At 61.5% G+C, this 20,095-nt stretch carries 21 protein-coding genes; 8 read left to right on the forward strand and 13 right to left on the reverse strand.

What is annotated here, in order from left to right; genetic code table 11:
- Positions 1–31 precede the first annotated feature (31 nt).
- The 8 genes from B2589_RS01110 to B2589_RS01145 form a co-directional block, all read right to left on the reverse strand.
- On the reverse strand, positions 32–841 hold the full coding sequence (locus tag B2589_RS01110) for a thiazole synthase (RefSeq protein ID WP_022988423.1): 810 nt from the start codon (positions 839–841) through the stop codon (positions 32–34).
- A 58-nt stretch (positions 842–899) separates the two neighbouring features.
- On the reverse strand, positions 900–1,100 hold the full coding sequence (thiS, locus tag B2589_RS01115) for a sulfur carrier protein ThiS (protein ID WP_286815347.1): 201 nt from the start codon (positions 1,098–1,100) through the stop codon (positions 900–902).
- A 17-nt stretch (positions 1,101–1,117) separates the two neighbouring features.
- Entirely contained in the window at positions 1,118–1,516 is a 399-nt protein-coding gene (locus B2589_RS01120; RefSeq protein ID WP_094625827.1) for a DUF423 domain-containing protein, read from the reverse strand.
- The gene (locus tag B2589_RS01125) at positions 1,503–2,306 is read right to left on the reverse strand and encodes a symmetrical bis(5'-nucleosyl)-tetraphosphatase (protein ID WP_286815348.1); all 804 of its coding nucleotides are present in this window, start codon (positions 2,304–2,306) and stop codon (positions 1,503–1,505) included. The genes B2589_RS01120 and B2589_RS01125 overlap by 14 nt, the downstream gene beginning before the upstream one ends.
- Positions 2,299–3,129, reverse strand: coding sequence for a 16S rRNA (adenine(1518)-N(6)/adenine(1519)-N(6))-dimethyltransferase RsmA (gene rsmA, locus B2589_RS01130; protein WP_286815349.1), 831 nt, complete (start codon positions 3,127–3,129; stop codon positions 2,299–2,301). Before rsmA ends, B2589_RS01125 begins: the two co-directional genes overlap by 8 nt.
- Positions 3,126–4,136, reverse strand: coding sequence for a 4-hydroxythreonine-4-phosphate dehydrogenase PdxA (gene pdxA, locus B2589_RS01135; protein ID WP_199458210.1), 1,011 nt, complete (start codon positions 4,134–4,136; stop codon positions 3,126–3,128). Before pdxA ends, rsmA begins: the two co-directional genes overlap by 4 nt.
- Complete coding sequence (locus tag B2589_RS01140) at positions 4,133–5,476, reverse strand: peptidylprolyl isomerase (protein ID WP_232901220.1); 1,344 nt, start codon at positions 5,474–5,476, stop codon at positions 4,133–4,135. The genes pdxA and B2589_RS01140 overlap by 4 nt, the downstream gene beginning before the upstream one ends.
- 69 nt (positions 5,477–5,545) lie before the next feature.
- Entirely contained in the window at positions 5,546–7,867 is a 2,322-nt protein-coding gene (locus tag B2589_RS01145) for an LPS-assembly protein LptD (RefSeq protein ID WP_286815377.1), read from the reverse strand.
- 240 nt (positions 7,868–8,107) lie between these two features.
- On the opposite strand from B2589_RS01145, the gene B2589_RS01150 reads away from it, so the two are divergent.
- The 8 genes from B2589_RS01150 (at position 8,108) to trpC (ending at position 15,641) form a co-directional block, all read left to right on the forward strand.
- Complete coding sequence (locus B2589_RS01150; RefSeq protein ID WP_286815351.1) at positions 8,108–9,154, forward strand: aminoglycoside phosphotransferase family protein; 1,047 nt, start codon at positions 8,108–8,110, stop codon at positions 9,152–9,154.
- Entirely contained in the window at positions 9,151–9,825 is a 675-nt protein-coding gene (gene murU, locus B2589_RS01155) for an N-acetylmuramate alpha-1-phosphate uridylyltransferase MurU (RefSeq protein ID WP_232901218.1), read from the forward strand. The genes B2589_RS01150 and murU overlap by 4 nt, the downstream gene beginning before the upstream one ends.
- A gap of 94 nt (positions 9,826–9,919) precedes the next feature.
- The gene (gene rpe, locus B2589_RS01160; RefSeq protein ID WP_022988433.1) at positions 9,920–10,606 is read left to right on the forward strand and encodes a ribulose-phosphate 3-epimerase; all 687 of its coding nucleotides are present in this window, start codon (positions 9,920–9,922) and stop codon (positions 10,604–10,606) included.
- Positions 10,603–11,292 (forward strand): phosphoglycolate phosphatase, encoded by a 690-nt coding sequence (locus B2589_RS01165; protein ID WP_232901217.1) that lies wholly within the window; start codon positions 10,603–10,605, stop codon positions 11,290–11,292. The genes rpe and B2589_RS01165 overlap by 4 nt, the downstream gene beginning before the upstream one ends.
- A 236-nt stretch (positions 11,293–11,528) precedes the next feature.
- Entirely contained in the window at positions 11,529–13,016 is a 1,488-nt protein-coding gene (trpE, locus tag B2589_RS01170; protein ID WP_232901216.1) for an anthranilate synthase component I, read from the forward strand.
- Between the two features lie 16 nt (positions 13,017–13,032).
- Positions 13,033–13,611, forward strand: a complete 579-nt coding sequence (locus B2589_RS01175; protein WP_286815352.1) for an aminodeoxychorismate/anthranilate synthase component II — start codon at positions 13,033–13,035, stop codon at positions 13,609–13,611.
- A gap of 15 nt (positions 13,612–13,626) precedes the next feature.
- Entirely contained in the window at positions 13,627–14,655 is a 1,029-nt protein-coding gene (trpD, locus tag B2589_RS01180) for an anthranilate phosphoribosyltransferase (protein WP_286815354.1), read from the forward strand.
- Positions 14,656–14,819: 164 nt separating this feature from the next.
- Positions 14,820–15,641, forward strand: a complete 822-nt coding sequence (gene trpC, locus B2589_RS01185) for an indole-3-glycerol phosphate synthase TrpC (RefSeq protein ID WP_286815355.1) — start codon at positions 14,820–14,822, stop codon at positions 15,639–15,641.
- A 52-nt stretch (positions 15,642–15,693) separates the two neighbouring features.
- On the opposite strand, the gene B2589_RS01190 is transcribed toward trpC, so the two are convergent.
- The 5 genes from B2589_RS01190 to B2589_RS01210 all read right to left on the reverse strand — a co-directional run bounded on the left by B2589_RS01190 (position 15,694) and on the right by B2589_RS01210 (position 19,966).
- The gene (locus B2589_RS01190) at positions 15,694–16,305 is read right to left on the reverse strand and encodes a DUF4202 domain-containing protein (RefSeq protein ID WP_286815356.1); all 612 of its coding nucleotides are present in this window, start codon (positions 16,303–16,305) and stop codon (positions 15,694–15,696) included.
- Positions 16,306–16,368: 63 nt separating this feature from the next.
- A complete protein-coding gene (locus B2589_RS01195; RefSeq protein ID WP_286815357.1) occupies positions 16,369–16,986 on the reverse strand; it encodes a glutathione S-transferase family protein in 618 nt (205 codons plus the stop codon).
- Between the two features lie 77 nt (positions 16,987–17,063).
- On the reverse strand, positions 17,064–17,804 hold the full coding sequence (locus tag B2589_RS01200; protein ID WP_286815358.1) for an alpha/beta fold hydrolase: 741 nt from the start codon (positions 17,802–17,804) through the stop codon (positions 17,064–17,066).
- A gap of 1 nt (position 17,805) precedes the next feature.
- Complete coding sequence (locus B2589_RS01205; RefSeq protein ID WP_286815359.1) at positions 17,806–18,906, reverse strand: M14 family zinc carboxypeptidase; 1,101 nt, start codon at positions 18,904–18,906, stop codon at positions 17,806–17,808.
- 82 nt (positions 18,907–18,988) lie between these two features.
- The gene (locus B2589_RS01210; RefSeq protein WP_232901208.1) at positions 18,989–19,966 is read right to left on the reverse strand and encodes an META domain-containing protein; all 978 of its coding nucleotides are present in this window, start codon (positions 19,964–19,966) and stop codon (positions 18,989–18,991) included.
- Between the last annotated feature and the right edge of the window lie 129 nt (positions 19,967–20,095).

Consider the following 20,095-nt stretch of genomic DNA (forward strand, 5'->3'; position numbering starts at 1 on the left):
CCATATATGGATTCCGTGGCTAATTATTAAATCAAAAAAAGGTGCCGTCGATCGGCGACGACGCACTGGCGTACAGCTTCTTCGGCATACGTCCAGCAAGGTAGGCCTCGCGGCCGGCTTCTATGGCCAGGCGCATGGCGTTGGCCATTTTGATCGGGTCTTTGGCCTGGGCAATGGCGGTGTTCATCAGTACGCCGTCGCAACCCAGTTCCATGGCGATGGTGGCGTCAGAAGCGGTGCCTACGCCCGCATCCACCAGTACCGGCACCTTTGCGTTCTCGACGATCAGCCGGATGTTGTAGCGGTTCTGGATGCCCAGACCGGAGCCGATGGGGGCGCCCAGGGGCATGATGGCCACGCAGCCCATTTCTTCCAGGCGCATGGCCAGCAGCGGGTCGTCAGAGCAGTACACCATCACCTTGAAGCCGTCTTTGATCAGTTCTTCGGCTGCGGCCAGGGTTTCCGGCATGTTGGGATACAGGGTTTTGTGTTCACCCAGCACCTCCAGTTTTACCAGGTCGTGGCCGTCCAGCAGTTCCCGGGCCAGTTTGCAGGTGCGTACCGCGTCTTTGGCGGTGTAGCAGCCTGCGGTGTTGGGCAGGATGGTGTAGGCATCCGGGGAAACCACATCCAGCAGGTTGGGTTCGTCCGGGTTCTGGCCGATGTTGGTGCGGCGTACCGCTACGGTCACGATTTCAGCGCCACTGGCTTCAATGGCGTGGCCGGTTTCCATCAGGTCATGGTATTTGCCGGTGCCAACCAGCAAGCGGGACTGGTATACCTTGCCGGCGATTTCCAGGGGTTTGTCTTCGGGGAGCTGAATCTCGGGTGTGTCTGTCATAACCTGCCTGAGTTGTGTCGAAATGAGGGTCCGGAGTGGTCGTTCGTACCAAGATGGCTTAGCCGCCTCCGATGGCGTGTACCACTTCCACACGATCACCTTCGCTGAGGGAAAAGTCCGGGTGCTGGCTGCGGGGTACAATGTCTTCGTTCACTTCCACCGCCACGCGTTTCCCGGACAGTGCGAGTTGCTCAATCAAGGCGGCAATGGTGGCTCCGTTCGGGAGCTCCACGGCTTCGCCATTAACCTTTACCTGCATGGTTGTGATCACCTTTGTTATTTCTTCAGGGCTGCGATGGCCAACAGTGCCCAGCCCACCATGAAACACAGCCCGCCTACCGGAGTAACCGGCCCAAGCCAGTGGGTTCCTGTCAGCACCAGCAGGTACAGGCTGCCGCTGAACAGCAGGATGCCCACCAGCCAGAAGCCGCAAGCCACAGCCAGGAGTTTCCGGGGCAGGCCGAGTACCGGCATCAGACTGGCCACGACGAGGATCAGGGCGTGGTACATCTGGTAGCTGACCGCGGTCTGGAACACTTCAAGGCCACGTTCGCTCACCAGGTTACGCAAGCCGTGGGCACCGAAAGCGCCGGCCATCACCGCCAGCAAACCGGCAACGGCGCCGGCTACCAGTGCCCAGCGTACAATCCGGGTGTTGCTGTCAGCTGCAGTCACAGTGAATTTTCTCTCCGGTATCCAGGTTCATCATGGTCAGGGCACCGCCCCATACGCAGCCGGTGTCCAGGCCGATAAACCGTTCGCTGCCGGTTTTACCTTCCAGGGCGGCCCAGTGGCCGAACACGACTTTTACATCGTCTTCGCGCGGGTAGGTAAACCAGGGCGCGAAGCCTTGCGGAGCGTTGGCAGCGGCTTCCTTGGTGGCCAGCTCCAGGCTGCCATCCTGTGCAATAAAGCGCATACGGGTGAAGTAATTGGTGATCACCCGCCAGCGATCCATGCCGGTGAGGGTATCACACCAGCGTTCGGGCTGATTGCCATACATTTGGCTGAAGTATTCGCCGGCATTGTCGCCGCGGATCACCGCTTCCACTTCCCGGGCACAGGCCACGGCCTGTTCCACACTCCAGATGTGGGGCAGGCCGGCGTGGGCCATCAGCAGGTTACGACCGGCATCGTGCACACACAGATGCTGCTGGCGCAGCCAGTGGATCAGCTGCTCATGGTCCGGGGCTTCGAGAATGTCGTGCAGGGTGTCTTTTTTCTTCGGGCTGTGGCCACCGAGCGCTACAGCCAGCAGGTGCAGGTCATGGTTGCCCAATACCACGACCGCGGAACTGCCCAGGCTTTCGATGTAGCGCAGGGTTTCCAGCGAGGACGGCCCCCGATTGATCAGGTCACCGGCCACCCAGAGCCGGTCCCGGGACGGTGAAAAATCCACCTTGGCCAGCACATCCCGCAGGCGATCATAGCAACCCTGAATATCGCCGATGGCGTAGTCAGTCATTACTTACCTCGTTGTTCCCGGCCGGCGCAGCTCCGCTGTCCACCAGCAAATCCGCAATCTTTACATAGTCCGCCAGGCTCAGGTTTTCCGGGCGTAATCCGTCGTTGATGCCGAGGGATTGCAACTGCTCCACCGTTACCATCGCCCCCAGCGCCTTGCGCAGGGTTTTGCGGCGGGCATTGAAGGCGGTACGCACCACGGCCTGCAGGGTTTTCAGGTCTTTCGCCGGGTGTGGCAGTTCTTTGTGGGGCACCAGGCGGACAATGGCGGAATCCACCTTCGGAGCCGGGCGGAAGGCGCCGGGGCCCACTTCAAACAGCGGCTGCACCTTGCAGAAATACTGGGCCATGATGCCCAGGCGGCCATAGTTGTTGTCGCCGGGTACCGCCGCCAGCCGCTGGACCACTTCTTTCTGCAGCATGAAGTGCATGTCTTGCACCACGCCACTCTGTTCCAGCAGGTGGAAAATCAGCGGGGTGGAAATGTTGTACGGCAGGTTACCGACAATACGCAGGGGGCGGTCGGTCATCAGCTCACGAAAATCGAAGTTCAGGGCGTCGGCCTCGTGAATCTGAAAGTCCGGGTAGTTGAAAAACTTGGTTCGCAGCACCGGGATCAGGTCCCGGTCCAGCTCCACTACCTGCAGGCGCGGATTGATCGCCAGGATCTCTTCGGTGATGGCGCCCAGGCCGGGGCCGATCTCGACAATGGCATCGTCCGGCTTGGGGTTGATGGAACGGACAATGCGTTCGATCACGCCAGGATCGTGCAGGAAGTTCTGGCCGAAGCGCTTGCGGGCCTGGTGGCCGTGTTTGTTACTCATGATGATTCTCCGGCCTGTGCGGCCTTGCGGCAGCGGGCCATATGCTCGCCCACCCGAATGGCGGTGTGCAGGCTGCCTGCGTCAGCCTTGCCGGTGCCAGCCAGGTCAAGCGCGGTGCCGTGGTCGACCGAGGTGCGGACAATGGGCAACCCGAGGGTGATGTTTACGGCACGGCCAAAGCCCTGGAATTTCAGCACCGGCAGGCCCTGGTCGTGGTACATGGCCAATACCGCATCGGCATTGTCCAGCCAGTGCGGAGTAAACAGGGTATCCGCCGGCAGCGGCCCGGTCAGCTGTATGCCTTCGGCGCGCAACTGTTCCAGGGTTGGCTCGATCACCTCGATTTCTTCCCGGCCCAGGTGGCCGCCTTCCCCTGCGTGGGGGTTCAGGCCCGCCACCAGGATGCGCGGCTGCTCAATGCCGAAGAAGGTTTGCAGGTCGGCATTGAGAATACGGGTTACCTGGGCCAGACGCTGCGGCGTGATGGCCGCCGATACGTTTTTCAGGGGTAAGTGGGTGGTTACCAGCGCCACCCGGAGTTCTTCCGTGGCCAGCATCATCACCACCCGTTCAACGCCACACAACTCCTGCAGGAATTCGGTGTGGCCGCTGAAGGCAATGCCGGCTTCGTTGATCACGCCCTTGTGCACCGGCGCGGTGACCATGCCGTCAAAGGAGCCGTTCAGGCAGCCTCTGGCCGCAACGGTCAGGGTATCCAGCACATACTGGCTGTTGGCGGCATCCAGCTGCCCGGCTAGCGTTGACTGGCAACCATCCACATGCCGAACTGACAGATATCCGGCCCGGGTTTCCGGCACCATGCCCGGTTGCCAGTCATGAAGCTGGACCTCAAGGCCAAGCGCGCTGGCCCGTGCCTGTAACAACTCGCGACTGGCAATCACCACCAGCCCGGCGTCCCGGGCTTCGGTGGCCAGCTGCAGGCACAGTTCCGGGCCGATACCGGCCGGCTCGCCCGCTGTCAGCGCCAGGATGACCGGTGTGCTCATGACGGGTCTGTTTCCTCGCTTTGCGGGTTCATATCGGCGAACTCGCCCTTGAACTCCACGAAAGCTTCATCACGGACTTCCCGCAGCCAGTTCTGCAGTTCCTGCTCGAACTTGCGCTGATAGATGGCCTGGCGGGCCTGGGATTCGCGGGCCTCCGCGGTGACGTCCTGCTTGCGACGCTCCTGAACCTGCAGAATATGCCAGCCGAACTGGGAGCGCACGGGGCCGTAAATTTCACCTACATCGGCGTCCAGCATGGCCTGCTCAAACTCGGGGACCATCTGGCCCGGGCTCACCCAGTCCAGGTTGCCGCCATCGGAGCCGGATACCGGATCGTCTGACAGCTCACGGGCCAGTTCCGCAAAGTCGGCACCGTCCTGCAACTGGCGGTAGATATCGCGGATCCGCTGCTCGGCCTGGGCCTCGGTCACCGCTGCCGACGGGCGAACCAGTATGTGGCGAACCTTGTGCTGTTCGATAATCTGCTGCTGCTCACCACCACGCTTGTCCATTACCATCACCAGGTGGAAGCCGCTATTGTTCTCCAGCACGGCAGACGGCACACCCGGCTCCAGGTCCGGCACCACCGGCGCCACCAGCGACGGCAGCTGGCTTTCAGAGCGCCAGCCCATATCACCACCCTCAAGGGCGTTGCTGGCGTCGGATTCGGCAACAGCCACTTCCCGGAAATCCCGGCCATCCAGGATCTGCTGGCGCAGGTTATCCGCCAGGTTACGGGCCTGGCGCACAGACGCCTCGTTACCCGGCTCGTCTACCTGGATAAAGATATAGGCCAGGCGGTATTCAGCACCATCGCTGCCGGCACCGGCCTGGGCTTGCAGGTAGTTTTCCACTTCGTTATCGGTAATGCGCACCCGGTTGCCCACCTGGCGCTGCTGCACCCGACTGGTGAGCATCTCGTTGCGGATCTGCTCCCGCGCCTGCTGGTAGGTCACACCTTCTTCCGCCAGCTGGCTTTCGAACTGGGCCATGGTCATGCCATTGCTGCGGGCGATATTGGCCAGGGTTTCGTTCAGCTCGTTATCGCTGATGCGCATGCCCATTTTGTCCGCCATCTGCAGCTGGACGGATTCAGCAATCAGCTGTTCCAGTACCCGCTGCTCCAGCATCTGGCGTGGTGGCAGGCCGGTACCCTGGGCACTCAGCCGGCCCACAATGGTGTTCACCCGGGCTTCCAGCTGGGTCTGCAGGATGACATCGTCGTCGACAATGGCGACCACCCTGTCCAGCAGCTTGCGTTCAGCCTGTACCGCCAACGACATGGTCATCATGGCCATGGTCAGCAGCAGGGTCAGTCCGTGGCGTACAGTCGCCTTCATAGTCACCTCTTGGTTTGTGCATTCCGGGTCGTCAGCCAGGCAAGGCCCGGCTAACGGTATTGGTTCGTTTTAGCGACGCTGAGTTCCGAAACGGCGGCGCTCGCGCTCGTCATAGCCGTAGATGGCATCGGCAATGTTGTCAGATGCTCCGCCACTGCCGCCCAGGCCTTTCAGCTCGATCCGGAACAGCAGTCGGGTATCCAGTTCTTCATCGTCGGTCAGGTAATTCTGGTGCACTACCTGCACACTCCAGCAGCAGTTGTTGTATTCCAGGCCGGCCAGGGTACCCACGGTACGGTCCAGTTCCGAATCCCACACCCAGCGGCCGATAGCACTGACCCGGTTGGTGACCGGCAACACGGCACCTACATCGGTCTGTTCAATGTCATCGGGCCGGCTGTAGGTATGGCCCAGCGTTGCCAGGTACCGATAATCCTCGGAATGGAAAATCAGCTGGCTGCGGCCTTCCTCGGTTCTCTGGGTGTCATGGTCCCACAGGCCGGAGCTGCGGATTTCCAGGTTATCAACCGGGTTCAGCACCAGCTCACCGGCCAGCGGCGAGTTACTTCGGTCGGAGGCACCCTGTCCGAACAGGCTCACTTCCCGGTCGTCAAAATAGCGCACCTGGCCAATACTGACCCGGGCCCGCTCGGCGCCGGTCAGCAGGTCGTTGAAGCGACTGGTCAGGGCCACGGTCAGCTGGTTGGCATCCCCCACCCGGTCACCGCCGGTGAAGCGATCACGCTGGAACAACTCGTCGAATCGGAAGCTTTTCAGGCCGGTGTCAAAATCCGGGATGTCGTTCTGGTCGGCCTCGGCATCGGCCCAGGCGTAATAAAGCCGGGGCTCCAGGGTCTGGTTATAGGGAATATCGAACAGGCTGGAGCGGCGGTCAAAGTACAGGCCGTTGTCCCACTCGAACACCGGCACCGTGCGATCAAAACTGCTGTTGCCGAGTGTGTAGTCTTCCAGGTCGTAGCGGGTGTAATCCAGGCTCACCGACGGCCGGCTGAAACCCCAGAGCGCGCGCATGGGCAGCGCCAGTTCAGGAATCGCACGCACCCGCTGGCCATTGGCCCGGTTCAGACCGGTCAGGTTTTCGTTATCCCGATAGAACCAGGAGTACTGGCTTTCGATGCCCGCCTCGAAGGCCCCCACCTCGGTGGTTCCGGCATACAGCACTTCCGGCAACAGATTATAGGGTTTGTTGACGTCGGCAATACGTTCGGCAATGGTCTGGTAGCCATTCAGGTAGGCATCAAAATACTGGTTCTGGTCGGAATAACGTACACCGCCGCGACGCTGCAGGTGAGTCGCCTGGTCAATTTCCAGGGAGCGGTTCAGGTCGCTCAGGTAGTCTTCGTCAGACACCACCGAGAAATCACCGTAACCACTCCAGCCACCACCGAAGGCTGCCCGGGTCGACAGATCCAGGGCCCAGCGCTGGCCGTCTGCGCCCGGATTCTCGTCTTTGTAGTAGGAATCGTCATCGATGTAACCCAGCTGCAGCACTGACTCCCCGAACCGGCTCAGATACCGGCCTTCCAGTTCGGTAAACAGGCCCCGGCCATGAATGTACTGAGGCGTGAGCGTGGCGTCGTAGTGGGGCGCCAGGTTCAGGTAATAGGGCAAGGCCAGGAAGGCGCCGCTACCGGCATTGGACGAGCCGAACTGCGGGTACAGAAAACCGGTCTTGCGGCGGTCATCAATGGGGAAACTGATGTAGGGCCAGTAGAACACCGGGGCATCCAGCACCTCAAGGCGCACATGCCTGGCGGTGCCAAAGCCTTCAGCCTGGTCCAGCTCGATATCCGAGGCAACGATGGCCCAATCGTTCTGGCCCGGGCCGCAGGTGGTCAGCAGGCCATCGGTAATCAGCACCTGGTTTTCACCAATGCGCGACAGGGACGATGCCTCGCCGCGCATCTCGGATTCGTGCAGCAGGAAGGTGGCGGTGTTGATATCCAGCTGACCGCTTTCGGTGGAGTAGCGGGCGTCTTTACCGGTCAGCAGGAAGCCTTCGCCCCGGCTTACCAGAGGCCCCTGCAGGTTCAGGCTTCCGGAGCGGGTGTCGTATCGTGCCTCGGAGCCGGAGGCCTGGAAGCTGCCCTGGCGCAGCCGCACATCCCCCTGCAGGTACAGCTCCGCATCCAGCTCGTAGCGGGCACTGAGCGCACTGGCCTCCAACGGTGCCTCGGTCTCTCCGGCCGGCAGTACCGGCATGGCTCCGCCGGCTGTGCCGGAAGGCAGGTAGCCGCCATCGCAGAAGACTGGCAAGCCAGCCTGTACTTCAGCCGGTAACTGGCTGCGGGGCCGCCAGTCGATCTCGGCCGCACTCGGTGCCTGCTTGCCGGCATCCTGGGCCAGGCCAGCTGCCGGTGCCAGGGCCATCGCCAGCAAAAGCCCGCCGCAACGGAGCTTGAACCATAACAGGTGACGGTAACGGCTGGGCACGACGGCAATATTCCTGTTCCGGATAAATGGCGACTGACACTAAAAACAGCTGCCTAGTTTACACGCGCCCCCCGGGGTTGTTAACGGAAACCCCGCTGCAAATCCGTTTTACCCTCTTTATACTCCTCTGCTAACGTTCCCGGACACCAAAGACAACTCAGGACGCACCCGACAACCATGGATACCCGCCTGCAACTGCTGACCGACTGGGTCAGGCAAATTCCCGGTTTCAACAGCGCCAGCCCGGAACCGGTTTCCGGTGACGCCAGTTTCCGCCGTTACTTCCGGGTTTGGCGGGAAACGCCGGGCCAGCCCCGAACAGCGTTTATTGTCATGGATGCCCCGCCGGCACACGAAGACTGCCGGCCCTTCGTCGCCATTGCCGAACACTGGCACCGCCACGGCGTGCATGTACCGGCCATCGAGGCCCAAGACCTGCAACAGGGGCTGTTGCTGCTGGAAGATTTCGGTGATCGGCTGATGCTGGCAGAACTGGACGGCGACAGCGCCGACAGCCTGTACCGCCAGGCGCTGGACGAGCTGGTGCGAATCGGGCAAATGCCACCGCCCGCGAATTATCCGTTGCCGGCCTATGATGACGCCCTGCTGGACCGGGAGATGGCCCTGTTTCCGGACTGGCTGCTGGAACAGCACCTGGAGCTGACGCTGGACAACCAGGACCGGGCTTTGCTGGAAACCGCCTTCGGCCTGCTGAAAGAAAGCGCCCTGGCCCAGCCGGAAGTGACCGTGCACCGCGACTACCACTCCCGCAACCTGCTGATTCGCCCGGGCCAGATCGCCCCCGGGGTGATCGACTTCCAGGATGCCGTGACCGGCCCGGTAACCTACGATGCGGTCTCCTTGCTGAAAGACTGCTACGTGCGTTGGCCGGAAGCCGATATCGCTAACTGGCTGGAACATTATCGCCAGGTTAGCCTGGACGCCGGGCTGCACCGGGCCGACGCCGACACCTTCCGGCAGTGGTTTGAGCTGATGGGCATGCAACGGCACCTGAAAGCCGCCGGCATCTTTGCCCGGCTGGCCATCCGGGACGGAAAGGCCGGCTACCTGGCCGACATTCCCAGAACCGTCCGCTACATCCGCGACGCCAGCGCCCGCCAGCCAGCCTTCCGGCACTTCCACGAATGGCTGTGCGAGGTGGTGATTCCCGCCATCGAAGAACGCATTGGTCCGTTGCCGGCTGCGGAGGCCCGCCAGCCGTGAAAGCGATGATTCTGGCGGCAGGCAAAGGCGAGCGCATGCGCCCGCTGACCCTCACCACTCCGAAACCCCTGCTCGAAGCCGGCGGCAAACCGCTGATTGCCTACCACCTGGAAAACCTGCACCGGGCCGGCTTTCGCGACTTGGTCATCAACCACGCCTGGCTCGGGCAACAGATCGAACAGGCCCTGGACACCGGCGAGGCATTCGGCCTCACGATCCGTTATTCACCGGAAGGCGAACCACTGGAAACCGCCGGCGGCATCGTCCGCGCCCTGCCCCTGCTGACCGGCGGCGGGGAAGACTGGTTCCTGGTGATCAACGGCGACATCTGGACAGACTTCCCACTGGCCGAACTGCAACCGCCCGCCACTCCGGATTGCGATGCGCTGCTGGTCGTCACCGACAACCCGGCTCACCATCCTGACGGCGACTTCGCCCTGCAACAGGACGGCACCCTGGCCAGCGAAGGCACGGACAAACTTACCTTCACCGGCATCAGCCTGCTCCACCGGCGGCTGTTTACCGGACTGGACGACAACGCCGGCAAACTGGGGCCTGTGCTTCGCCGCGCCATGGTGGCCGGGCGGGTGCGGGGCCTGCACCATCGCGGCCAGTGGATGGACATAGGTACTCCGGAGCGATTAGCAGAACTGGATCGCAAATTGCGCTGATATCCGTAGCACCCGCGCTGCGAAAAGCCGCGCCAAGCTGGTAGACTTGCCCCATTCCATTCAGCCGACGAATCACCTGATCGAGAGAGCCACGATGAACCCCTATCTGATTGCGCCGTCCATCCTCTCCGCCAACTTTGCCCGGCTGGGCGAAGAAGTTGATAACGTACTTGCCGCCGGCGCCGATGTGGTGCACTTCGATGTCATGGACAACCACTACGTGCCCAACCTGACCATCGGCCCCATGGTGTGCGAAGCCCTGCGCAAGCACGGCGTAACCGCCCCCATCGACGTGCACCTGATGGTATCGCCGGTAGACGACCTGATCCGCATGTTCATCGACGCCGGCGCCAGCTACATCACCTTTCACCCGGAGGCGAGCAAGCACATCGACCGCTCCCTGCAACTGATCCGCGACGGCGGCTGCAAGGCCGGCCTGGTGTTCAACCCGGCCACGCCCCTGAGCTACATGGATTACGTGATGGACAAGCTCGACATGGTGCTGCTGATGTCGGTCAACCCGGGCTTTGGTGGCCAGAAGTTCATCCCCGGCACCCTGGACAAACTCCGGGAAGCCCGCAAGAAGATTGATGCCAGCAACTACAACATCCGGCTGGAAATCGACGGCGGCGTAAAGACCGACAACATTCGGGAAATCGCCGAAGCCGGCGCCGACACCTTCGTGGCCGGTTCCGCCATTTTCAACACGCCGGATTACAAAGCCACTATCGATGCCATGCGCGCCGAGCTGGAACAGGCCCGCAAGGTGATTGGCGGATGAGCCTGAAAGGTCTGTTTAATCCCCGCTGGCCCGGCGTTGCCCTGTTCGACCTGGACGGCACCCTGGTAGACAGCGCGCCAGACCTGGCCGCGGCGGTCGACCAGATGCTGGAGCATCTGGGCCGCAAGCCCGCCGGTCTGGAGAAAGTGCGCATCTGGGTCGGCAACGGGGCCGGCATCCTGGTGCGCCGGGCCCTGGCCGACAAAACCGACTGGGAACCTGCGGCACTGAAAGACGAAATCCTTTACAACGACGCGCTTGAAATCTTCTACCACGCCTACGGCCAGATTAACGGCCGCAATGCCGTCGTGTTCGACGGCGTAACCGAGTGCCTGAACCACCTGCGCAGCCTGCGCTGCAAGATGGCCGTGGTGACCAACAAGCCGGACCGCTTCGTGGCCCCGCTGCTGAACAAGGCCGGGCTGGACCAGTACTTCCGGATCTGGGTGGGCGGCGATACCCTGGACGTGAAGAAACCGGACCCGGCACCGCTGCTCTACGCCATGGAACAACTGGGTGGCACCCGGGGCACCACGGTGATGGTGGGTGACTCCGCCGCAGACGTTAACGCCGCCCAGGCCGCCGGCATTCCATGCGTGGCCGTGCGCTATGGTTACAACTTCGGGGGCTCGGTAAACAGCCTCGGTGCCGACGCGGTTGTTGATTCGCTGGCCCAGCTTTTGTAATCTCGCAAGGACGTTTTACTTTGAACACATCATTTCGGGAGATTCCTGCCGTGCAGGGACTGAATCTGACTGCAGCGCGAGGCATCCTGACAACCCGCGCAACACGATGGTGGCGATGGCGCACCGGCTGAGCAAGCCACGGGGCTGATGGCACACGCCTGCATGCCCGCACCACCTGTCACAACGGTGTAACACCGTTCTGACAAAACGCAGATCAGATTTCAGGAAACCGAACCATGACACCCGAGCAATTCCGCGAGCTCGCTGAAGCCGGCTATAACCGCATCCCTGTGTACCGCGAAGTACTGGCGGACCTGGACACTCCCCTCAGCACCTATCTGAAACTGGCCAGCGGGCCCTATTCCTACCTGTTCGAATCGGTACAAGGCGGCGAGAAATGGGGCCGCTATTCGATCATCGGCTTGCCCAGCCAGGAAGTGCTGAAAGTCTTTGACCACCGCATTGAAGTAAGCCGTAACGGCGACGTGGTCGAGCAGGCGGAAGTGGACGACCCGCTGGCCTTCGTCGACGAGTACCAGCAGCGTTTCAACGCCCCGGACCTGCCCGAACTGCCCCGCTTCAACGGCGGCCTGGTGGGCTATTTCGGCTACGACACCGTGCGCTACATCGAAAAGCGCCTGCGCAACAGCTGCCCGCCCGACAAGATCGGCACCCCGGATATCCTGCTGATGGTGTCCAACGAAATCGTGGTGTTCGACAACCTGCGCGGCAAACTGCACCTGATTGTGCATGCGGACCCATCCGCCACGGGAGCCTACGAGCAGGCCCAGGCCCGCATCGACGAACTGGAAAACCAGCTGCACCGCCAGACCGCCAACGCGCCCCGCACCCCGGAACATCTGCGCGGCAAGGTGGTGGACGAGAGCGACTTTATTTCCGGCTTCAGCCAGGACAAATTCGAAGCCGCGGTGGACAAAATCAAGGGCTACGTGCTGGACGGCGACGTGATGCAAACCGTCATATCCCAGCGCATGTCGATTCCCTTCGAAGCGCCACCGCTGAATCTGTACCGGTCCCTGCGCGTGCTCAACCCGTCACCGTACATGTACTTCCTGGACCTCGAAGACTTTCACATTGTGGGTTCCTCGCCGGAAATCCTGGCCCGGGTGGAAGATGAAGAAGTCACCGTGCGCCCCATCGCCGGCACCCGCAAGCGCGGCGCTACCGAGGCCGAAGACAAGGCGCTGGAAAAAGAACTGCTAGAAGACCCGAAAGAAATCGCCGAGCACCTGATGCTGATCGACCTGGGCCGCAACGACGCCGGCCGGGTGTCGGAAACCGGCACCGTGAAGCTGACCGACAAGATGATTGTCGAGCGCTATTCCCACGTGATGCACATTGTCTCCAACGTCACCGGTCGACTGAAAGAAAACACCAGCTGCCTGGACGTGCTGCGTGCCACCCTGCCCGCCGGCACCCTGAGTGGCGCGCCGAAGATCCGCGCCATGGAAATCATCGACGAACTGGAACCGGTGAAGCGTGGCGTATACGGCGGCGCCGTAGGCTACCTGTCGTTCAACGGCAACATGGACACCGCCATCGCTATCCGCACTGCGGTGATCAAGGACAACACCCTGCACATCCAGGCCGGCGCCGGCGTGGTGGCAGACTCCATTCCCCGCCTCGAATGGAAAGAAACCATGAACAAGGGCCGGGCCATCTTCAAGGCTGTGGCCATGACCTACAACGACTACGACCACTGAGGCGGAGGAACAGATTATGTTGCTGATGATCGATAACTACGATTCCTTCACCTACAACGTGGTGCAGTACCTGGCTGAGCTGGGTGCCGACGTACAGGTATACCGGAACGACGAAATCACCATTGAACGAATCGAAGCTCTGAACCCCGAGCGACTGGTGATTTCCCCGGGGCCCTGCACGCCCAACGAGGCGGGGATCTCCATGGACGCCATTCGTCATTTCGCCGGCAAACTGCCTATCCTGGGTATCTGCCTGGGCCACCAGTCCATCGGCCAGGTATACGGCGGCGACGTCATCCGGGCAGGCAAGGTAATGCATGGCAAAGTGTCAGCGGTGTACCACAATGATGCAGGTGTGTTTCGCGGCCTGAACAACCCCTTGCAGGCTACCCGTTACCACAGCCTGGTGATCGACAAGGATACCCTGCCCGATTGCCTGGAAGTGACCGCCTGGACCCGCAACGACGACGGCTCCGTTGAAGAAATCATGGGCGTGCGCCACAAGACCCTGCCCATCGAGGGCGTGCAGTTCCACCCTGAGTCGATCATGACCGAGCAGGGCCACGAACTGCTGCGCAACTTCCTGAGAACATAACAAGAGGCCGACCCCATGGACATGAAACAAGCCCTGAACCGCATTGCCTCCAACCTGGACCTGTCCCGGGACGAGATGAAGGATGTGATGCGTATTGTGATGAACGGCGAGGCCACAGACGCCCAGATCGGCGCCTTCCTGATGGGCCTGCGCCTGAAAAGCGAAACCATCGACGAAATCACCGGCGCCACCGAAGTGATGCGTGAACTGGCCACCAAGGTCAGCATCAACGCCAGCCCGCTGGTGGATATCGTCGGCACCGGGGGCGATGGCGCCAATCTGTTCAACGTCTCCTCTGCCTCAGCCTTCGTGGTGGCCGCAGCCGGCGGCTTCGTCGCCAAGCACGGCAACCGGGGCGTATCGTCCAAGAGCGGCAGCGCCGACCTGATCGAAAAGGCCGGCATCAACCTGGACATGAAACCGGAAGAAGTGGCCCGCTGCGTCGAACAGATCGGCGTCGGCTTCATGTTCGCCCCGGCCCACCATGGCGCCATGAAACATGCTATCGGACCGCGCCGGGAGCTGGGCTGCCGGACCATCTTCAATATCCTTGGCCCGATGACCAACCCGGCCGGCGTCACTCGCCAGCTGATCGGTGTGTTCACCAGGGAACTGTGCCGCCCGATGGCAGAAGTGATGCAACGTTTGGGCGCAGAACACATCATGGTGGTCTGCTCAAAGGACGGCCTTGATGAAATCAGTCTGGCCACTGTCACCCATGTTGCAGAGCTGAAGGATGGCGAAATCAACGAGTACGACCTGACGCCGGAAGACCTGGGCATCAAGAGCCAGTCGCTGGTGGGTCTGACGGTAGATGGGGCTGACGAGTCACTGGCGCTGATCAAAGCCGCCTTCGGCCGCAGCCACGACGAAACTACCGAGAAAGCCCGGGACATGATCGCCCTGAACGCCGGCGCGGCTATCTATGTGGCGGGTCTGGCCAGAACAGCCAAAGAAGGCGTCGATATGGCGCTGGACGCAATGGGCTCTGGCCTCGCGGCCGGCAAGATGTCTGAGCTGGCTGACTTTTCTCAGTGCTTTTAATCCCGGCCTGTTGAATTCGGTGCCGGACGACCGGCTGGGGAGGGGCGTTCCAAAACACGCCCACAAGTACATCCCTGTAGGGCTTGACTGCAGCCATCCTTGGCTGCAGACAGTTTTGGAACGCCCCTCCCCAGCCGCTCTCGCAAACTATTTACGGGCCTGCTATGACTGACAGACATTTGGATAAGACTCCCACTATTCTTCGGAAGATCGTTAACCGGAAATGGGAAGAGATCGACGAACGGAAGCCGAAAGTTTCCATTGCAGACCTCAGAGCCATGGCCGGCGATCAAGCCCCGGCTCGGGGATTTGCCGACGCTCTGCGCACACGAATCAAAGAGCAACAGCCAGCCGTCATCGCCGAGATCAAGAAAGCCTCTCCGAGCAAAGGCATCCTGCGAGACCCCTTTGAACCGGAACGCATCGCCGAAAGCTACGAACAAGGCGGTGCGGCTTGCTTGTCAGTGCTTACCGACCACGATTTCTTCCAGGGCCACGAAGACTACCTGAAAGCCGCCCGAGCCGCCTGCAGCCTGCCGGTGATCCGCAAGGACTTCATGGTGGCGCCCTACCAGGTGTATGAAAGCCGCGCTATTGGTGCCGACAGCATCCTGCTGATTGCCGCGTGCCTGACCAAGGACCAGATGCAGGAACTGGAAGGCATTGCCAATGAGATCGGGCTGGATGTGCTGGTGGAAGTGCATGATGGCGAGGAGCTGGACGATGCGCTAACCCTGAGCACGCCGTTGGTGGGTATCAACAACCGGAACCTGCACAACTTTGAGGTCTCTCTGGAAACAACCTTTGAACTGCACCACCGTATTGCCGATGACCGACTGACGATTACCGAAAGCGGCATCATGACCCGCGCCGATGTGGAAGCCATGACCAGCCGGGGCATTTACGGGTTCCTGGTGGGGGAATCCTTTATGCGGGCGCCGGAACCCGGGAAGAAATTGCAGGAGCTTTTCTTCCCGGAGGGCTAACTCACAGTCAGAACAGGCTGGCGGATACCTTCTGCCAGCCTGTGCACCCGGATCAACTCTCCGGCTCAGCCAGCGCCTCCTGCAGCAATTCCAGCAGATGCGCGGGCATGCCTTCCGCCAGTTTAAGTGCTGCTTCGTGGGCCCGGGGGCTCATTTTGTCCCAGGTGCGGCGCACGATGCGCAGCCACTTTTCCTTATCGAAATCGGGGTTGTCTTCGAAGAACCCGGCAAAGTACCGTTCCAGAAACACCATGCAGGCCACGTCTTCCAGCAACTGGGTATCTTCGTCTTCCCGCAGTTTGCGCTTGGTGACGATCGTTTCTACCCGCTCGCATTCTTCCTCCGGATAGCCGCATTCCGCCATAATCTCCGCCGCCCGGCGGCCGTGCATCCGGCCACAGGCCAGGCGCCATTGATAATAGTTCTTGCGGCCCTCACCATAGTCGCTCCGGGGCATGGTCCAGCGCTCCAGGTGCTGGGCCCGGCAGGCAATCTGCATGCGCTCTGAGGGTTCCGGTTCCAGCGCGAACAGCCAGCGGGTCATGTGCAGGCTGTAGGCGTATTCCCTGGGCAGTTTCTGGCCGTCTACCTGTTCAGTATTCGGGTCTGCCTGATTGGCCCGGTCGATAGCTTCCAGTGTGTTCATCAAGGTTTGTTGCGTCATACCATGTCCTGTTGCTGATCCTGACCGGGTTGTGGCTTTGCTGGGCAATCCTGGCTGCTGGCATCAAGCCTGGGCCGAAGGCCGGGCCTTGATGCGGTCGTACCAGGCTTGCAGGTTAGTGTGCTCCGGCTTGATACGGATATTCACCACCCGGGCGAAGGCTACGGTGGTGAAGGCATTGATGTCGGCCGCGGTAAAGCGGTCGCAGCAGATGTAATCCTTGCCTTCCAGGTGCTTATTCAGGAAGTGCATGAACTTTTCCACGCCCTGCCCGCATTCTTCGCCCCATTCCTTGATGGGGTTCATCCGGTCCTTGAAGTAGCCGGTGGTGTGCTGGAAACACATGCCGGTGGGCATGAAGAAATAGAACTCCAGCCAGCGCAGCCACTGCTCTACCAGGGCTTTCTCGGCGGCAGTCTCGCCCATCAGTTTCGGGGTATCCGGGTAGGCTTCCTCAAAATAGCGGCAGATGGCCATGGTTTCGGCAATGCAGGTGCCGTCATCCAGTTCCATCACCGGGACTTTCTTCATGGGGTTTCGGGCCACGAATTCCGGCGTCAGGTTCTCGCCTTTCTGGATATCTATCTCAACAAATTCCGCCTTGTCCAGCAGGCCTTTCTCGGCCATGAACATACGCACGCGGCGGGGGTTGGGTGCAGTCCGGGTTTCGAAAATTTTCATCTTGTTATTGGCTCCCTGGCAGAAAAACGGGCTTTGAATACAGCAGGTTGACCGGAAAAAACGGTTGCGTCAAGAAACTATCGGGTGCCGGGTATCCAGTCACCCATTTGCCGGATTACCCACTCCGGCTCATCCAGCGGCAGGTCGTGGCCGGCATCCGGGTGCAGCTTCAGGGTCCAGCACCAGCGCCGTTCCAGTTCGGCACTGCAGTGCCAACTGGCAATCCGGTCGCCCTTGCTGGCCAGTATCAGGGCATCGGCCATCGGGCGCTTTTCCAGGGGTTTGAAACGGGCAGCCGCCAGCAACTGGTTGCGGGCGTTGGTGAACGAGACCGGGCGCTGGCGCTGGATGCTGTACCAGGCCTTGCACAGGCTCAGGGGAATATCCCGGTTGGAGGTCAGGCGCAGGATGTCCCGTTCCCGATGGAACAGTTCACGGCGAACCAGTAAACGCAGGATCTTCGGCCAGGCCGCCGGCTGCATTCGCTGCCAGGGCCGGCTGAAACCGGAACTGGTGTTGATCAGCACCAGGTGCTGTAATTCCCCGGGCTCGGCATGCTGGGCCCAGTCCAGGGCCACCATGCCCCCCATAGACAACGCCAGGATGCTGAACGGCCGGGGAATATGGCTCACCTGCCGGCACACCTGCTCGCGAATAGCACGCACTGTGGCCGGGCTGGCTTCCCGGTAATGGATGCCCGTGCCGGGCAGGTCCACCAGGTGGAAATGCTGGCCGGGAAAGGCGGCACGCAAGCGTTCGGGAAAGTCGCCCCAGTGTGCCCGTTCCCGGGTAAGACCCCGCAGGAGGATCCAGTGCATGTTATCGGTTATCCCTGTACCAGTGCATGATGGCGGCTTCCCTGAGCATGGACTCTTCATCGCCCTCCGGCAACCAGTTCCGGTAACTGGCGGCCGCATTCACCAGGAAGTCCATCCAGCTCAGATGGCTGCGTAACACCCGCTGATGGCGGTGAGGCACCAGAGGGTTGAATAACCCGTCCAGCCGCAGCAGCTGGCGCGGGCGCTTGCGCACCCATTTCCAGGAGCCCATTTCCAGGGTCAGGGGCAGGAACACCCCGTCACTGCTGCGGTTGACCTGCTTGTAGAAGTAATCCCACAGGTCACCGTGGGTCAGGTAATGGGCCGACTGGGGTTCGAAACGATAGTGGTGATTGGGGTAAGCCTGTTCCCAGATCAGCTTGAGGGCCATCACCGACCCGATGCGGCGCATGGGCCGGCGGCGATAGGCATAGGGAAACCAGATCTGGTCCTGCCAGCCGAAACCGGAGTGGCAGTCCAGCGCCACGCTGAAGGGCCGGCCCGGCAGCAGGTCCTGAATCACCGCTTCCAGTGCAAGGTTCTCCGGCTCCATGCCCTGCTCCGGATCGCCGGTGTACCAGGGCAGGCGGGGCGACAGGCGCTGGCCACCCAGCAGGAAGGCGCTCTGGTCCTGGGCGGTAATCGGCGCGTTGCGCATCAGGTCGACACCGTTGGGATTGCCCCGCTGGTTCAGGTACATACCGCCGGGGTTCAGGATCGGCAGCAGGGTGATGCGGACTTTCTCCAGCAAGGCGTTCAGGTGGTCATCCCAACCGAGCCGGGCCAGGAAGGAATCGAGCCAGGCCATCACCACCTGGCTGCCAATACGCTCTAAGCCGTGAACTCCGCCGACAATCAGCACCGCCGGCACATCGTCCCGGGTGGAGCCCAGGTCCACCCGGTAGATGGGCAAGTGCAGATCCCGCACGGCAACCTCGCCGGCGACGGTGGTGGTGACCTGTTCGGGGGCTTCGGCCAGCTGTCGCTCCAGCTGCACCAATTCCGGCAGGAAGCTGCGCAACAGGCGCTTCTGGTTGCGGTCGCGGCCGGCCTGTTGTTCGGGAATGGCACTGTGGGGGGTGAGGGCCCGCAATTCGGTCATGGCTGGTCTCTCTGCAGCATCGACCTGTCAGGGTAGACGGCAAATGCTGCAGAAATTTGACCGGGCGGGCCCTTGAAGAGAGTTACAGGTTGTCGGTCGTTGCCGGGAGCGCCTTGATCACCTCACCGTTGCCGGTTTCCAGCAGCAATTCACCCTGGCGACCAATGCGGCCATCCACCACCTGCCCCAGCAATTCCAGGTACTTGCGCTCCTGGTTCATCAGCGACGGCGCGCAGGCCATCATGGTGCTGCCCAGGGTACTGAACGACAATCCATCATCACTCAAACGGTAGTTGCCCATAAACCGGTTGCAGGATGCACGCCCGGCTACCCGGCCATTGCCCAGGAACTGCAGGGTAACCATGGAGCGGTCGATCAGCCCGGCACCGGCCAGGTCTTCTACCACCCACTGCACACCCCGGAACAGCCGCTCCCGGTCGCCGCCACAGCCTTCAAAGCTGTTGCCGTCCAGGGTCAGCCGGATCTGGGACGGATACTGGCGTTTGTCCAGGCCCACTTCACACAGCTGGTGTGCCACCCGCACTTCCAGCGACTGGGCTTCGGTTTTCGCTTCAAACGTCCGGCCGTGTCGATTGGCCAGGGTTTCGGTCAGCCAGATCTCGTTCAGCGCTTGCTGCTGGTACGGCGGGGTCAGGGTCATCCGGTTGTTCTCGATCAGCGCCGACCAGTCCGGGTCGGCACCGATGGCCTCAAACCGGGATTCTATCGCGCCCGGTTCCAGGCATTCCGGCAGCACATCACCCTTGAGTGTCAGCGTTGCCCGCTTGCCTTCGGCCAGGAAGCGGGTGGAGGTATCGCCCGGAGCCACGTAGAGGGCACCGGTGTCGGTGGGGGACGGTTTCAGCAATACGCGGCGGTCCAGATACTCAAGGCCCAGAAGCTGGCCGTCTTCAGCCGGGGCAACCCGGATATCCAGCTGGCCGCAGCGATAACTGCCATAGTCCGACAGGGCCAGGGTTTTGGGTTGGGAAGCGCAGGCTGCCAGTACAAGGCTGCAGCCGGCAAGAATGGTCAGCGAAAAAATTCGTCCCTTAAACATCAAAACATCCTATTTTGGTCCAGACTCCGGGGCGCTAGTCTAAAGATTCCGGGCCAGTTTCACCATGCCCAGTCACACGGAACCGGCCTGTTGTGGTACCGGGGCCGCACAGGGTAACCTTGCGCCATC

Source organism: Marinobacter sp. UBA3607 (assembly GCF_002375525.1).
Taxonomy (GTDB): Bacteria; Pseudomonadota; Gammaproteobacteria; order Pseudomonadales; family Oleiphilaceae; genus Marinobacter; species Marinobacter vinifirmus.